This is a genomic window from Nocardia sp. NPDC050408, from assembly GCF_044458905.1.
GTDB lineage: Bacteria > Actinomycetota > Actinomycetes > Mycobacteriales > Mycobacteriaceae > Nocardia.
Genome location: NZ_JBITIL010000001.1, coordinates 402,675 through 418,612 on the forward strand (window position 1 = coordinate 402,675; position 15,938 = coordinate 418,612).

Below are 15,938 nucleotides of genomic sequence, written 5' to 3' on the forward strand. Positions count from 1 at the left end.
TGCGACATCGCAGGGCGCCTGTGCGCGGCTCACGTGGACGTGGCAGGCCGGATGGTCGGGAGATTCAGCATGCGGACCAAGCAGTCGCGACGAACATTCATGAAGAACGCCGCCATGGCCGGGGGTGTCGCCGCCGCCATGACATTGGCGCCTACCGGCGGTCGGGCCGGCGCCCAGCCGGGGCGATCAGTGGCGATCTTCGGTGCGGGTCCCGCAGGCCTGACCGCCGCACACGAACTCGCCGAACGCGGCTTCGCGGTCACGGTGTACGAAAAGCTCGGCACCTTCGGCGGCAAAACCCGCAGCATCTATGCCGACGACCTACCCGGCGAACACGGATTCCGCAGCTTCTTCGGCTTCTATCACAATCTGCCCGATACGCTGCGCCGAATCCCCTTTCCCGGCAACGCGAACGGCGTGTGGGACAACCTGGTCCGCCTCAATGCGGCAATGATCGCGGGCATGGACCGGCACAATCTCACCGTCCCGCTGCCGTTCCCGCTGCCGTTGTCCCAATTCCCCATGACCCCGAAGGGATTCATCGACTCCGTCGCGTCGGTCTTCGAATCGCTGTTCCGGCTGCCGCTGTCCGAGGCGGTCTTCGCCGCGGAGCGCATGGCCGTCTACGTCTCCAGTAGCACCGAGCGCAAGTTGGGGCAGTGGGAGCGGATGACCTGGACCGATTTCGCGCGCCTGGACAACTCGTCTCGGGAATACAACCGCTTCCTCGGCGACGGCTTCATCCGCGAGCTCGTCGCCACCAAATCCCGTAACTGCAGCGCACATTCGATCGGTCTGGTAGGCGAGGAGTACGTGTGGTCGCTGCTGAACCTCAATAACGACAGTGACGGCAAGGGCAATGACCGCGTGCTCAACGGGCCGACCAGCGAGGCGTGGATCAATCCGTGGATCGACTATCTGCGCTCGATCGGCGTGACTTTCGAACTGGGCCAGCGTCTTTCGGGCTTCGACAGCGATGGCGCACACCTCACCTCGGCCACTGTCACCGACCAGGGCGGCGCGCGTCACCGGGTGGAGGCCGACTACTACCTCTCCGCGATCCCGCTCGACAAGTTTCCCGACGTGCTCACCGACGGTATGGCGGCGGCCGATCCGAACCTCGAGCGCATCCGAAACCTGCAGGCCGCCTGGATGGTCGGTATCCAATTCTTCCTGCGCAAACGCGTGGACCTGGCCAATGGCCACGTCGGCTACAACGACGCGCCCTGGGGCCTGACCTCGATCAGCGAGGCCCAATTCTGGCGACGGCCGCTGACCACCTACGGTGACGGTGCGGTCCAGGACGTGCTGTCCGCCATCATCTCCGAATGGGAAGAGCCGGGCACCTTCAACCGCAAGACCGCCAAGCAGTGCACCCCCGAGGAGATCGCCCGCGAAACCTGGGCGCAGATCAAGGCACACGTCAACGACGACGGCGAGATCCAGCTCGCCGACGATATGCTGCACTCCTGGATGATCGACCCGGCCCTCACCGACGCGGGCACGCCCGAAATCGCCTACGACGACGCCATCTTCATCCAGAACCCGGGCTCGTGGTCCGACCGCCCCGACGCCGCTACCGCGATCGACAACCTCTTCCTCGCAGGCGACTGGATCAAGACCGGTATGAATGTCGCCTGTATGGAGGGCGCGAATGAAGGCGGCCGCCTTGCCGCCAACGCCGTCCTGCACGCCTCCGGCTCGTCGGCCGGGCTGGCCACCGTCACACCTCGCTACACCATGCCCCTCTGGGAGCCACTCAAACTAATCGACCGCGAACTCTACAAAGCGGGCCAGCCCAACATGTTCGACCTCATCGACCGTCGCTACCCGATCCGGTAGCCGACCTTCCATCCACAGCGGAACGTTCGTGTGCGTCGGCGCCCACCTTCTCGGCCACGCTCGCGACGCGCCAACCTCGGCCCACCAGAACAACACCCACTGCAGCGGCCGCGAATGATGTGCTGCACCACAGCGCCGTGGTGGTTGCGACCGTGATGATTCGCCGCCGGTGACGGTCGCTGTGGCGGCCTTTCGTAGGCTCGCGCCATGCGCGTACTTGTCACGGGAGCGGCGGGTTACCTCGGCAGAGCTGTCGTTTCGGCCTTGACCGAGGCCGGGCACGAGGCTGTCGGCATGGTGCGCGCGCAGCGACCGGACATCGTGCATGCCAGCGCGATTCGCATTGCCGACTTGCTCGACCCGATCGCACTTCGACGGGCTGTCGACGGCGTGGATGCGGTGTGTCATCTGGCCGGGCTGACCCGGGTGCGGGAGTCGATGACCGACCCCCTCCGGTACTTCGGAGTCAATACCGTCGGGGCCATCACCCTGCTCGATGCCATGGCGGCCGTCGAGGTGCCCCGGCTCGTATTCGCCTCGACCGGCGCGATCTACGGCGATGTGAGCGGCCGACCGATCACCGAGGATCTGTCCGATAGCCCGCCGCACCCCTACGCAAGCAGCAAGCTGGCGGCCGAATCAGCCGTCGAAGCGCACCATGGCGCCACTGTCGTTCTTCGGCTGACGAATGTGGCGGGCGGTCGCGATCCGGACCCCACCCGACTCATCCCGAGGGTGCTCGGCGCTGCGGCACGGAATGAACCGTTGGAGGTCAACGGTGACGGCACGACGGTCCGCGACTATGTGCACGTGGCCGATGCCGCGAATGCGTTCGTGGCCGGGCTCGAACACCTGCCACCGCCGGGCGCGACCGAGCGATATGTCATCGGTAGCGGTCGGGGCACGAGCGTCCGCCAGGTGGTTGCCGCTGTCGAAAATGTATCGGGACGACGTGTGGCGCTCACTCATCGCCCCGCGGTGCCGGAGCCGAGTTCGCTGGTCGCTGATCCAGCCAAGGCGCTGCACCAATTAGGTTGGGTACCAAAGCATTCCGATATCGCGGCGATCGTCGACCAGATGTGGCACGCCTACTCCGGCTAAGTCTTGTCTCGAAGTGGCGGGCGTCCGTCGAGCCGAGGCGAATGGTGGTACTGCTCGACTGTCCGCAACCGTGTTTCGACTCGGCTCGACGTCTCGGAGCACGTTCTTGCGGATGTGGCGCAGATCGGCCATCGGTTCGTTGGTGTCGCTGTGGTGGGTGGCCTGGATTGCCGCATTGCTCGTCATCGAACGCTCCTGCCATCAAACCGGCCCATAGTAGGCTGGCCATCGGTTATGTTACTGAAGATTCTCAACGATACGAGCAAAGTATAGCTGGTTGTACTGGGTTCTCTCTTGAGATTCATCGAACTAAGTGTTCGCAAGTTCTTCCGTATCCGAAGGAATTGTGCGTAACATACGCACTCATACCCGACCGATCGCAGCGTGATCGGCCGCACTCGCACCGCAGCGATGCCTCGCCCGGCGCGTGTCCGGCTGTGCCGCTCAGGCGGCGGGGGAAAGGACATAGGCGCATGCTCAAGAAGCTGGATCGAATATTCAGCTACGAGATGAAGGTCTCCGAATTCCTCGGCACCATCATCATTCTCGCCATTCCATACGGGCTCGTCGGACTCATCTGGACGCTGACCCACACCAGCCATTTGCACCGCATGCAAGGCATCGACGTGGTCATATCCTTCCTCGGCTCGATCGTGTGCTGGCCGGTGCTCACCTTCTCGAATGTGTGCATGACCTGATGATGATCTTGGTCTGGCTCATCGACATCTTGGTGATCGGCGTCAAGATCCTCGGGGGGCGCATGAAAGTCAATCCGGTGCTGCGGATCGGGCTCTGGCTCGCAGTGCTCAGCACCGCCGTCGCCGGTATCGCCGTGGTCGGGTATCTCCTCGTCCTGCTGCAGCATCAACTCAGCGAGTCGGCATGAGCACCCGGGCCACTGAAAGTTCCACTGAGCCAACAGATCTAGAGCGGGCCGTGGAGGACCTGAAGGGACTGTGGCAACGGCATCCACAGCGCTCGTTGGAAACCTTGGGTCGCCAGGTTCGGCTCATGCGCGATGCTTTCGTCGAGATGCTGCGCGCGATGTTTGTGCGCCGCTTCCCATTCCACGAGTTCATCAAGCAGTGCGCTTTCATGGCAAGCGTTTCCGCGGCGCCGACGGTATTCGTCGCGATTCCGGTGGCGGTTGTCGTCTCGATCCAGGTCGGTGCGCTGGTGAATCAGGTTGGCGCGACGAGCTTTATCGGCGCGGTCAGTGGTTTGGGCATCATCCGCCAGGGTGCGCCACTTGTCACTTCGCTGATGATCGCGGGTGCGGTCGGTTCGGCCATCTGCGCCGATCTCGGCTCTCGCACCATTCGCGAGGAGATCGACGCGATGATGGTGATGGGTGTCGATCCGGTGCGCCGACTGGTCGCGCCGCGACTGCTGGCCGCGATTCTGGTCAGCATCCTGCTGTGCGGATTCGTGGTCTTCGTCGGCTTCGCCACCGGCTATATGTTCAACGTGTACGCCCAGGGCGGTACGGCGGGTTCGTTCATCAGTACCTTCGCCTCCTTCGCGGTGGCGAACGACCTGGTAATCGCCCTGGTCAAGGCCGCCATCTTCGGTGCGCTCACCGCGATCATCGCCTGCGATATCGGACTGCACACCAAGGGTGGTCCGGGTGGGGTCGCCAACTCTGTGAACGCGGCGGTGGTCAATTCGGCGCTGATGCTGTTCGCGACGAACATCATCATCACCCAGATCTACAACACGCTCTTCCCGGCGAAGGTGATCTGAGATGGGCACCCGATACACCCCGCCCGCGCTGCAGCCGTTTCGCGCGGTGGGAGCGGTGGCCGGCGTGCCGCTGCAGGCCAACCGGAGACTCGGCCACCAGGCGATCACCTTCGGCCAGGCGGTGGCGGCAATTCCGTTCGTGCTCAGGCACTATCGCAAGGAAGTGCTGCGGCTGACCGCCGATGTGGGCTGGGGCAATGGTTCGCTCATTGTCGGCGGCGGCACGGTCGGTGTGGTCATCATCCTGTGCGGATTCGGCGGGATCACTGTCGGCATGGAGTCCTACACCGCGCTGAATTTGCTGACTATGAATCCGCTGACCGGCGCGATCTCCGGTTTCGCGACGACGCGCGAAATCGGCCCGATCCTTGCGACGTTGGCCTTCGCCATCCAGGCGGGCTGCCGATTCACCGCGCAGCTGGGGGCGATGCGGATAGCAGAGGAGATCGACGCGCTGGAATCCATTGCCATCCGGCCACTTCCATATCTGGTCACCACGCGGATGATTGCCGCAACGCTGACCATCGTCCCGCTCTACAGCGTCGGCCTCGCCGTCGCGTACCTGATGACGAAGCTGGCCGTGCTATTCCTCGGCGGCACCTCCGCTGGCACCTACGACCACTACTTCTTCCAGTTCCTCAACGGTATCGATGTCTTGTTCTCGATCGTCAAAGTCGTGGTGTTCGTACTCATTTCGACTTTCATCCAGTGCTACTACGGCTATATCGCCACCGGTGGTCCGGAAGGCGTCGGCCACGCGGCCGGCCGCGCGATCAAGATGGTGATCGTCGTCATGGTGTTCGTGAATCTGTTTCTGACCCTTGCGATCTGGGGTATCGACCCCGGATTCCGGATTTCGGGGTAGGTGGCGATGCTGCTCGATCCAAGTGGACGTGGACCCACCGCACGTCAACTCACGCTCGCCGGAATCGCCATGACCATGGCGGCCGCATTACTGCTGTACCTGCTCGGACTGCGCTATACCGGCTATTTTCAGGACAAGGTCTCGGTCGTCGCCGTGCTCACCAGCACCGGCGATGGGCTGCCGACTCATGCCGATGTGAAGTTCCGCGGCATGGTCGTCGGTACGGTTGCCGGGGTCGATGTAGTCGCCAAGGGGAAACGTCAGGATGCCGCACTAGATCTGAAACCGGCTGTGGCTGGCCTGATTCCGGCGAATGTCACGGCGCGGGTGATCCCCGACAATATCTTCGGCGTCACCGCCATCGAACTCGTCGACAACGGGCACGCCACCGAAACCCTGCGCGCGGGCGCCCGAATTCCCGAGGACACCAGCGAAGGCACTACGCAGTTGCAGACCACGCTCAGTGTGCTGCGCGATGTGCTCGACCATATTCAGCCGGAGAAGCTGGGCCGCGTGCTCGCAACACTCGCCGATGCCCTCGATCCCGCCGCACGGGTGCCGGGTTCCACCATCGAACGCCTCGATACCTGGCTCACCCAGGTGCACGCGATTCCCGGTATCGGCGATCTGCTCGGCAACCTCGGCCGGGCCGTGACGGCGCTGAGCGTTTCGGCGCCAGAGCTGGTCGGTGTGCTGTCGGATTCGGTGACCACCGCACGCACGCTCACCGAGCGGCGCGACAATCTGGTCGCACTGCTGACCAATGCCAGCGGCGCGGTCGACTCGGTCAATTCACTATTCGCGCGGAATCCGGACGCCGGGAAGGACTTGGTCGTCGGGTTGGACGGCCTGTTCGGCGGTCTGGCCAGGGATCCGCAGGCCATCCCGGATACCGCCGCCAACTTCAATGCCGCGCTGCAGCGAGTGCGCACGACCTTCGGATTCGGACCGAGCCGACAGATGGTGTGGAAGATGGATGTCAGCTTCACTCCGTTCCAGCAGTACACGGCCAAGGACTGTCCGCATTACGGCACAATGGCCGGTCCGCGGTGCGGGGGCGGTACGGTGCCGGATGTCGCACCACCGCAGGAGTTTCCGCCGCAGCTGATGCCGCAGCGGTTGGCAGCCGCGGGGCCAGCGCCAGCGCCTGCGGCTCCGGCGCAGGGGTTACCGAGCGTTCCGGGACTGCCGAGCGTTCCGGGGCTGCCGAGCGTTCCGGGACTGCCGAGCGTTCCGGGGCTGCCGAGCGTTCCGGGCATCACCGCGCCAGCCGCTGCGACGGATCAATCTACCCAGCCGCATTCGGATCTGCGCGGACTCGATGCCGCCGCCGCGATCGTCGGCGGTCGGCCGACCACGGCGCAGTACCTGCTTTTGGCTCCGGTACTGGCCGGTGGTTCGGTGACCGTCTACGACACCGCACCGAACGAAGGGCGGTGAGTACATGAAGTCAGGGAAGGCACTGGTCGGATTCAGTCTGTTCGCCGTGGTCGCGGTGCTGTTGACCTACACGATCTGGTCGACGCTGCAACGTTCGGTAACCGGCGATACCGATTCGTACTCGGCCACCTTCACCGATGTGCTGGGCCTTCGTATCGGCGATGACATCCGGATGGCGGGTGTAAGGGTCGGGCGCGTCGACGCCATAGATTTCGACGGCGACTACAAGGCGCGCGTGGACTTCCGAATCCAGCACAATCAGCGACTGACCACGACGACGAAAGCCCTTGTGCGCTACCATAATCTGATCGGCCAGCGCTATATCGCCCTGGTTCCCGGCAAGGACGAGGGCGCGTGGCTGACTGCCGGATCCGCGATTCCCTTGGAGCGCACCGAACCGTCGTTCGATGTGTCATCGCTGCTGTCGGGTTTCGAACCACTGTTCAGTGTGCTGCAACCGGATCAGGTCAATTCGCTGTCGGAGACCCTGATCCAGGCCTTGCAAGGCAACAATGTCTCGCTGAGTGCCCTGATCACCCAAGCCGCCGAACTCGCCGGCACCTTCGGTCAGCGCGACAGGATTCTCGGCGATGTCATCGGCAATCTCAGCAGTGTGATCGCGGGCCTGGCTCATCGCAGCGGCGAATTGGAAACCCTTATCACGCAGGCGCGTTCGCTGGTGGAATCGCTCTACGCACAGGGTGAATCGCTGAAGTCGTCGGTCGATACGGTGGCGAGATCCACCGATTCGCTGGCGGCTCTGATCAATCAGGTGAAACCGAATCTGGCTCGGGCGCAGAACGATGCGTCCAGCGGTGTCGCGCTGCTGATCCTCAACGGCGCGTCCTTGGATCAGGCGGCGGTCGAGCTGCCGACCGTCCTCAATGGTCTCGCCCGATTCACCAGTTACGGCGCGTATGCCAATGCCTATATCTGCTCGCTGGACGTCTCGCTATGGGGCGTGCTGCTGCCACCCGGGCTGTTCTCACAGGTGGGCGGCAATTCTCATTCGGAGGTCTGCCGATGACGGCATTGATGCGCCCGGTGCGCAATCGCCTGTTGTGGCTGGGACTGCTCGCGGCCGGTTCGGTCGTTGTGCTGCTGGTCGGCTCGAGTGCGTTATCGCAGGCGCATTTGGGCGAAAAGACAATTCACGCGGAATTCGCGCAGGCAGCGGGTCTGCGATCGGGAGCATCGGTGGATGTCTCCGGCATCGAGGTCGGCTCCGTTGGTGCCGTACGACTCGACAGTGCGAAGGTCGTCGTGGATCTGAAGGTGCGCAAGGATCTTCGACTCGGCCCGGATGCCTCGGCCGCCATCAAGATGACGACAATTCTCGGCAAGCTGCACATCGAGTTGCTGCCCGGAAATGGAAAAGGACTGCCGGACAATCGAATTCCGCTGAAGCAGACTTCGGTGCCCTACAACCTCGGCAAGGTCATCCGGGATCCGAACTACAAATCGTCCTTCGAGCGTATCGAACGCCTGGATCCGGCGAAGCTGCGGCAGTCACTGGATGTGCTCAGCCAGCAGATGGGTGACTCCCCGCAGCTCACCGTCGAGGCGCTGAACAGCATCGGCGCGCTGGCCAAGGTGATCAATGATCGCCGCGACGAGGTGGACACCCTGCTGAAGAGCATGGATCAAGTGGCCCAGCTGGCCTCCGACAACCGCAATAGCGTGCTGCTGCTGCTCACCCGAGGCGAGGCCATCGGCAATGCTGTCGCACTGCGGCAGAATCTGCTCGAGCAATTGCTCGACAATGTCGCGAGCCTGTCGCGGCTGCTGCAGGAGATGGGCCTGGAGAACCAGGATCAACTCGGTCCGCTCATCCACAATCTGAACACCATGTCCGAGGGGCTGGAAAAGAACCGGGACAACCTCGATTCGCTCTACGAGATCATGCCGGTCGCATTGCGGCAGTTCAACAATGCCCTCGGCAATGGCCCCTACGGCGATGTGTGGGCGCCATGGGTATTCCCGGACAACTGGCTCTGCTTCGCCCAAGCCGTACAGGGGTGCAATTGATGAAGATGGGTACTTTGCTGAAATCGGCGGTGCTCGGCCTGGCAGTGATGGTGGCGACCGGTTGTTCGCTGCTGCCCGACAGCCTCACCGCACTGCCCGATCAGTACCTCGGCGAACACCTGCAGATCAGTGCCGATTTCGAGAATGTCGCCGGCCTGTACCCGGGCAATGACGTTGCGGTGCTCGGTGTTCCGGTCGGCCGGGTCGATACCGTGATCCCCAAGGGCAGCTATGTCGAAGTCACCATGTCCATCGGTAAGGGCGTGCGCATTCCGGCCGACGCCATGGCGGCGCTGATCTCACCGCAGCTGATCACCAATCGGCATGTGGAACTCGCCCCAGCCTATGAAGGCAATGGTCCGGTGCTGACCGACGGCCAGCACATTCCGCTCGCCCGGACCCGCACCCCGGTCGAACTCGACCGCATCCTGGAAACCTTCGATCAACTCGGCGCGGCCTTGAAGGGCGACAACGAAACCGGACCGATGGCCAGCCGGGTGCTGTTCCCGCTGCTCAATGGCAATGGCGACAAGCTGCGCGAAACGTTGGACGATCTGTCGTCGGCATTCGAGGTCACCCTCGCCAATGGCGACCAGATCTCCAATACCATCGTCAAACTCAATGAGATCACCGAGATAATTGCCCAGAACGACCAGACGGTGCGGGATTTCAGCGGTCGGCTCACCGAACTCGTGCAACTTATGGGGAAGCAGGCGCCGGGTTTGCAGGCGGTGATCACTCAGCTCAACGACTTCGTCACCAATACCTCGACCGTGGTCGGCCAGAACCGCGAACAACTGCTCGGTGCGCTCACCCGATTCACGACATTGACCGCCCAGATGCGGGCCAATGCCCGCGGGCTCACCGAAATCACCGATGTGACGCCGCTGTTCTTCCAGAACTTCTCGAACGCCGTGAGCCGTGAGAACAGGGCGCTGCGCCTGCACGGTCTGCTGGACAAGGCGGTGCTGGACGGTGAAGCGCTTTCGTTGTTCTGTGAGCGCATCCAGCTACGCCTCGACGGCTGCCGCACCGGGAAGATCCAGGACTTCGGCCCTGACTTCGGGTTGACCGCCGCGCTGCTCGGAATCACCAAATGAGGCCGGCACGTGCGGTTTTCGCCGCGGCGATTGTTGTTCTCGCCGCTGCGGGATGTGCCGTGACGGTCGATAATGTGCCGCTGCCCAAGCCGGGGATCGGTGGGCCGGGTTATGAGCTGCACGCCGTCTTCGAGGACGCACTCAACCTGCCCGCGAATGCACACGTGAAGATCGGCGGCACCGAAATCGGCATGGTCGCCAAGATCAGCACCACGAACTTTCTCGCCGATGTGGAATTGCGGATCCGGCAGGATATTCAGTTGCCCCGCGGCACCACCGCCGAACTGCGCCAGGCCACCCCGCTCGGTGACATGTTCGTCGCCATGACCCTGCCCGCCGAGCAGGAAAGCGCCGAGATGCTGCGTCCCGGCGACACCATCGCACCCGACCACACCGGCACCGGTGCGTCGGTCGAACAGTTGATGATGTCGATCTCCATGCTGCTCAACGGCGGTGGACTCAATCAGGTTGCTCGGATAGCCACCGAGATGAATTCGATGTTCGCTGGTCGGGCACCGCAGCTCGCACATCTGATCACCGAAATGACCGATGTACTCGCGGCACTCAACGCACGCACCGCCGATGTCGACAGCGTGCTGTCCGGGCTGAATGTGCTCACCGGCGAATTAGCCAGGCGCAAGGTGGAATTGGGTGCCGCTGCGGATACCTTTCCGCCGCTGATCGGATTGGTCGCCGAAAACAACAGAAGTATCGCCGAACTCGTCGCCAAGGTCTCGGTCACCATGTCCGCGCTCGGTGATTTCACCGACACCACCGGCCCGGAGTTCCTGAGCCTGTTCGACAGCATCCAGCGGCTGATGTCCGGCTTCACCCAGATGGGCGACAATCTGGCGGGCACGCTCGACGGTCTGCACGCCATCTATCCCGATGTCATGGCCAGCTACGACGGACCGGTGCTTGCGGTCGCCGCCACGGTCTCCTATCTCGATATCGGTGCCATCACCGACCCGAAGGGCAGCCGCTGGCCGGAAATCGGCGATGTACCGGCGTTTGTCGGCAGTCTGGCCGAGGTGATCCAGAAGGTCATCGGTCGGTTGCAGGGCGGTGCACGATGAATATTCCACTGTGGCACCGGCTGGTTCGGCATCGGATCGCGGTGGCCAATATCGGGCTGATCGTCGTGCTGATTCTCGGCATGTCCTATCTCGGTGCGGCCGTACTGCGGATCAACCCGCTGCCGAGCACCTACCGGGTCCGGGTCGAGCTGAAGGGTTCCGGTGGACTCGCGGCGAACAATGACGTCACTTTCCGAGGCAGTCGGGTCGGCAAGGTAGTCGACGTTCGGGTATCCGGTGACGGTGTGGCCGCCATCGCCGAAATCAACGACACCGCACGGATTCCGGTGGGCGGCACCGTCGCTGTCGGCAGACTCTCGGCGGCCGGCGAGCAGTACCTCGACTTCCGACCCGACTCCGATAGCGGTCCGTATCTGTCCGACGGTTCGATCGTCGACCGGTCGGCGACGAGCACACCGGTGACGGTGCAAGCGGTGCTCACGAATATGAGTGGGCTGATCGGCGGAATGAATCCGACGCGACTCAATGTGATCATCGATGAACTCGACAAGGCGCTGGCCGGTGGTCCGGATCGGTTGCGCAATATGGTCGCCGGAATCAGCCGGGCAATGTCGGGCCTGACCGATCTGCTGCCGCAGACCCAGCGGCTGATCCAGAACCTTCAGGTGATCGCCGAAACCACCACCCACGCCCAACCGGATCTGACCACGCTCACCACCGGCTCGAGCGCACTGTTCCAGCAGCTGACCGTGGCCGATCAGGAAGTGCGCGAATTCCTCGAACTCGGGCCGGACCAATTGGCCACCCTCGGCGGCATCGTGCACGACACGCAGGACCCGATGACCAATCTGATCACCAACTTCGTCGCCATCACCAAGGCGGCCAAGCTGCGTCAACCGGCCATCGAAGCGCTGTTCCCGGCATTGCGCGAGGGTTCGCAGGCCATCGGAATTCCGGCGCACGACAACGCCTTCAACACAATGGTCGATCCGTGGCCGCGGCCGACCTGTGATTACGACACGATCCCCGTGGTGCCGACCGACAAGACCGTCGATACCAGGGTGCGGCTCTACAACTACTGCGTCACCACCAATCCCGCACTGCAGGTACGCGGTTCGGCGAATGCGCCGCGCCCGAATGTGCCGGACAACGGTTCCGGTCCGCCACCCGGCGTCACCGGCAATGAACTCTCCCGACCCGCACCTGGCAGATAGGAACGAGAAGCTATGAGCGAGCCAACGATCGATACAGCCGATAACGAAATCGAGAATGCGCAGGCCGAGGTGCCGGAGGCTACCGTCTCGCTCGGCAAGGATATCGACGCGGATGCGGCGTCGAATGTTGACGCCACGCCAGATGTGGGTTCGAAAGTGCCTGCAGCCAAACGGTTCGGATTTCTCCGCACGCCCAACAATCGCACCGCGATCGGCTACCGCGCTGCCGCCGCACTACTGCTCGTCGCCGCAGTAGCCTCCACGGTGTTCTACTACCTCCAGAACAAGGACAACAGGGCCATTGTCACCGCCCGCGAGGACGCCCGCCTCGCTGCCTGCCAATACGCCCCTGTACTCGCCGACTACGACGCCAAGAATCTCGACAAATACTTCGCCGCAGTGCTCGACGGCGCCACCGGTGACTGGAAGAAGCAATTCGACAGCACCAGCAAAGAATTGCGTGATGTGCTCACCCAGGGCGAGGTGATCTCGAAGGTCAACGACGTCCAGTGCGCAATCAAATCCGGCGACACGAATTCCGCCGAGGCGATCGTGGTAATCGGCCAAACCATCACCAGCATGGGCACCCAGGGCAAGCCGGCCCCCGGTCAACTGTCCATGGTAATGCGCCTGGAAAAGGTGGACGGGCGCTGGCTGGTCAACAAGGTGAACTCACCCCTTGCCACGCCGCCACGCTCCTAACCCGGGTATGGCGGGAGGCCCGACGCCGAAACCATACCGATCGTTCAGTACCTGGTCGATCCGGCGACTGCGCGCCCCACCTGGGCAAATCAGACCGACCTGGACAGCCGGGGCGGTCGAGGTTGTCGATACCATGGCGGCATGAGTGTCGACAATCGCCGTACGGCGCGCAAGGCGGTCAGCGGCGACTCGGCACCGCGGGAGATTCGGCGTAGGCCGAAGAATCGGCGGGCCCAGATCGCGGCGGCGTCGGCGGCCGCGTTCGGCGCGCTGGGCTATCACGGTGTGAGCATGGAGGACATCGCGTCCGGGCTCGGGATCAGTTCGGCGGCGCTGTATCGGCACTATCCGAGCAAGTACGCGCTGTTCCGGGAGGAGTTACTGCGGGTGGGCCGGGCCATGACGGAGTCGGTCGAGCTGCCGGAGGCGGCGGGCCGGGGGATGGCAGCCGACGGAGTCGGCGGGGTGGGTGAACGCTGGACGTCGGAGCGACGGCTGCGTCAGGTCCTCGACGCCCTGATCGCGGTCACGATCGAGAATCGGCCGACGGTCACCCTGGTGCGGTGGGAGGGTCGCTATCTCGAGCCGGAGGATCTGACGGTCCTCACCGACCAGCAGCTCGCCGTCGTCGGCGCGATCGGTGTGCAATTGGCCGCATTGCGACCGGAGCTCGCCGAGGACGAGCTGCGGGTGCTGCGCGCCGCCCTGCTCAGCGTGATCACCAGCATCGCCGATCACCATGCCAGTCTGCCCGCTAAATCCCTTGCCCGACTGCTGAATTCGGCCTGCTGGTCGATTGTGCCCGCCGAGCTGCCAGCGCTGGAAGCCGATGCCGAACTGCCGGTGGCAGCGGAGATTCCGGATTCGTTCAAACATGAGCTGTTGCTGCGCAAGGCCGTCGAACTTTTCCATGATCGCGGCTACCCGAATGTCAGCGTCGAGGAAATCGCCACTGCCGCAGGACTTTCCGCCGCTTCGGCGGTGTATCGGTTCTATCGCGGAAAGAGTGATCTGCTCGCGGCCGCGTTCCGACGTGCCGCCGACCGGGTTTCCGGTGCGATCGGCCCGGCGGTAGCGGCGGCGGCCGACGCCGAAGAGGCGCTGACCACATTGATCGAACAGTACGTCGAGGGCTCGTTCTCCGAGCGCGCGTTGACCTTCGTGTATTACACAGAGTTCCAGCATGTTCCGAGCGATGAGCGCACGGTGCTGCGGAATATCCAGCGGCTCAGCGTCGAAGAGTGGGCGCGGCTGCTGCGTGATGTCCGACCGGAGCTTTCACCCGCCGAGGCCCGCTTCCTGATCCACGCCGCCTTCGCGTTGGTGGTCGATTTGGGGCGCAACTTCAGTGCCGAACCGATCGCTTCCCCGGCCCGGGTTCGATTGCTCATGCAGATGGTTCTGTTCGGCCGCCCGGCCCGCTCGTAGTCCGCGCCCCGCGTCAGCTCGATATGCTGCCCGCCGCTTTTGCCGAGTATGTTAGTGAGTATTCTACGCGCGTTTAGCGGAGTGACGCCATGTAAGAGCATATTTTTGTGATCCTCTATTCAATACGATTTCAGCACTGGGAAGAGACGCCGAGCAAGCGTCCGGTTGGGCTAACATCGCGGGATGGATGCCGAGGATCGTCGCGCGCCGGAGGACGCGACCGCAGGCCGCGCCGCGCAATCGCGGGAGGTGCGCCGCCGCCCGCGCAACCGACGGGCGCAGATCGCCGCCGCCTCTGCCGAGGCCTTCGGCGCATTCGGCTACCACGGCGTGAGCATGGAGGATATCGCCTCGCGCCTCGATATCAGCTCTACCGCACTGTATCGGCACTATCCGAGCAAATACGCCCTGTTCCGCGAGGAGGCGCTGCGGCTGGCCGGGCTGAGCACCGAGGCCGTGCGCCTGCCCGAACAACTGCGTGACCGGCCGGCCGCCGAACGCCTCGACCACATCCTCGATGCCCTGATCGCGGCCTCCATCGCGAATCGCCGCAGCGCCGCACTGCTGCGCTGGCAGAACCGGTATCTGGAGGATCCCGATCGCCAGACCCTCATCGATCACCTGATCACCACCGATGCAGTGGCCCGCGAACTGCTGGCCGAGACCCGACCCGAACTGCCCGACCGTGATCGGGCGGTGCTCTCGGCCGCCGCGATGAGCGTGATCGGCAGCATCTCCGATCACCATGTCGCAGTGCCGGTGCGCGCGCTGGCGGCACTGCTGCGCTCGGCCTGTCATGCGGTGACCGCTTGTGATCTGCCCACACCCGGCGATGACACCGAATCCCTTGGCGTGAAGGAGGTTCCGTTCACCTTCAAACACGAGCTGTTGTTGGTGCGGGCCATCGAGCTCTTTCATGAGCACGGGTATCCCAATGTGAGCGTGGAGGATATCGCCAATGCCGCGGGCATGCCCGCCTCGTCAGCGGTGTACCGCTTCTACCGCAGCAAGGGCGATCTGCTCGCAGCCGCGTTTCGCCGTGCGGCGGACCGGGTTTCGGCGGCCATCGGACCTGCCATCGCCGCATCGGATACCCCGGAACAGGCACTGAGCACTCTGATCGAGCTGTACGTGCAGGGCTCGTTCGCCGAGCGCGAGCTGACCTTCGTGTACTACGCGGAGATCAGCAATGTGCCGCCGGAGGTTCGCACCGTACTGCGAAATATCCAGCGGCTCAACGTAGAAGAGTGGGCCAAGCTGCTCATCGGAGTCCGGCCGGAGCTATCCGCGGCCGAGGCGCGTGTGCTGGTGCACGCCGCACTGGCACTGGTGGTCGACCTCGGGCAGTGGCTCGGACCGGAAAACCCGCTGTGCTCGCAGCAGCGAGTTGCGCACCTCATGCGGGTCATCCTCTTCGGCCGCTAGGTTTGCGACAACG

Annotated in this window: 15 protein-coding genes; all 15 read left to right on the top strand. The window is 63.7% G+C overall.

Translation table 11 applies throughout. The features are described 5' to 3' along the window. Positions 1–69 precede the first annotated feature (69 nt). Positions 70–1,842, top strand: coding sequence for an FAD-dependent oxidoreductase (locus ACIBJI_RS01820; RefSeq protein WP_364340766.1), 1,773 nt, complete (start codon positions 70–72; stop codon positions 1,840–1,842). A gap of 207 nt (positions 1,843–2,049) precedes the next feature. Continuing rightward, complete coding sequence (locus ACIBJI_RS01825; RefSeq protein ID WP_396958906.1) at positions 2,050–2,943, top strand: NAD-dependent epimerase/dehydratase family protein; 894 nt, start codon at positions 2,050–2,052, stop codon at positions 2,941–2,943. 473 nt (positions 2,944–3,416) lie between these two features. Continuing rightward, positions 3,417–3,641 (top strand): hypothetical protein, encoded by a 225-nt coding sequence (locus ACIBJI_RS01830; RefSeq protein ID WP_364340770.1) that lies wholly within the window; start codon positions 3,417–3,419, stop codon positions 3,639–3,641. Next, entirely contained in the window at positions 3,641–3,829 is a 189-nt protein-coding gene (locus ACIBJI_RS01835; protein ID WP_364340772.1) for a hypothetical protein, read from the top strand. Before ACIBJI_RS01830 ends, ACIBJI_RS01835 begins: the two co-directional genes overlap by 1 nt. Continuing rightward, positions 3,826–4,686 (top strand): ABC transporter permease, encoded by an 861-nt coding sequence (locus ACIBJI_RS01840; RefSeq protein WP_364340774.1) that lies wholly within the window; start codon positions 3,826–3,828, stop codon positions 4,684–4,686. The genes ACIBJI_RS01835 and ACIBJI_RS01840 overlap by 4 nt, the downstream gene beginning before the upstream one ends. Before the next feature lies 1 nt (position 4,687). After that, positions 4,688–5,551, top strand: a complete 864-nt coding sequence (locus ACIBJI_RS01845) for an ABC transporter permease (protein ID WP_364340777.1) — start codon at positions 4,688–4,690, stop codon at positions 5,549–5,551. Positions 5,552–5,557: 6 nt separating this feature from the next. Next, complete coding sequence (locus tag ACIBJI_RS01850) at positions 5,558–6,991, top strand: MCE family protein (RefSeq protein WP_364340779.1); 1,434 nt, start codon at positions 5,558–5,560, stop codon at positions 6,989–6,991. 4 nt (positions 6,992–6,995) lie between these two features. After that, positions 6,996–8,018 carry an MCE family protein gene (locus ACIBJI_RS01855; protein ID WP_397082709.1) on the top strand — a complete coding sequence of 341 codons (1,023 nt, stop codon included), beginning with the start codon at positions 6,996–6,998 and terminating at the stop codon, positions 8,016–8,018. Continuing rightward, the gene (locus tag ACIBJI_RS01860) at positions 8,015–9,019 is read left to right on the top strand and encodes an MCE family protein (protein ID WP_397082711.1); all 1,005 of its coding nucleotides are present in this window, start codon (positions 8,015–8,017) and stop codon (positions 9,017–9,019) included. The genes ACIBJI_RS01855 and ACIBJI_RS01860 overlap by 4 nt, the downstream gene beginning before the upstream one ends. Further along, complete coding sequence (locus tag ACIBJI_RS01865) at positions 9,019–10,119, top strand: MCE family protein (RefSeq protein ID WP_397082713.1); 1,101 nt, start codon at positions 9,019–9,021, stop codon at positions 10,117–10,119. The genes ACIBJI_RS01860 and ACIBJI_RS01865 overlap by 1 nt, the downstream gene beginning before the upstream one ends. Next, entirely contained in the window at positions 10,116–11,195 is a 1,080-nt protein-coding gene (locus ACIBJI_RS01870; RefSeq protein ID WP_397082715.1) for an MCE family protein, read from the top strand. The genes ACIBJI_RS01865 and ACIBJI_RS01870 overlap by 4 nt, the downstream gene beginning before the upstream one ends. Next, the gene (locus ACIBJI_RS01875; RefSeq protein ID WP_396958912.1) at positions 11,192–12,370 is read left to right on the top strand and encodes an MCE family protein; all 1,179 of its coding nucleotides are present in this window, start codon (positions 11,192–11,194) and stop codon (positions 12,368–12,370) included. The genes ACIBJI_RS01870 and ACIBJI_RS01875 overlap by 4 nt, the downstream gene beginning before the upstream one ends. Before the next feature lie 12 nt (positions 12,371–12,382). After that, positions 12,383–13,072, top strand: coding sequence for a hypothetical protein (locus tag ACIBJI_RS01880; protein ID WP_396958913.1), 690 nt, complete (start codon positions 12,383–12,385; stop codon positions 13,070–13,072). Between the two features lie 141 nt (positions 13,073–13,213). After that, positions 13,214–14,500 carry a TetR/AcrR family transcriptional regulator gene (locus ACIBJI_RS01885; RefSeq protein ID WP_397082716.1) on the top strand — a complete coding sequence of 429 codons (1,287 nt, stop codon included), beginning with the start codon at positions 13,214–13,216 and terminating at the stop codon, positions 14,498–14,500. A gap of 183 nt (positions 14,501–14,683) precedes the next feature. Next, positions 14,684–15,925, top strand: coding sequence for a TetR/AcrR family transcriptional regulator (locus ACIBJI_RS01890; RefSeq protein WP_397082717.1), 1,242 nt, complete (start codon positions 14,684–14,686; stop codon positions 15,923–15,925). Positions 15,926–15,938: the final 13 nt, after the last annotated feature.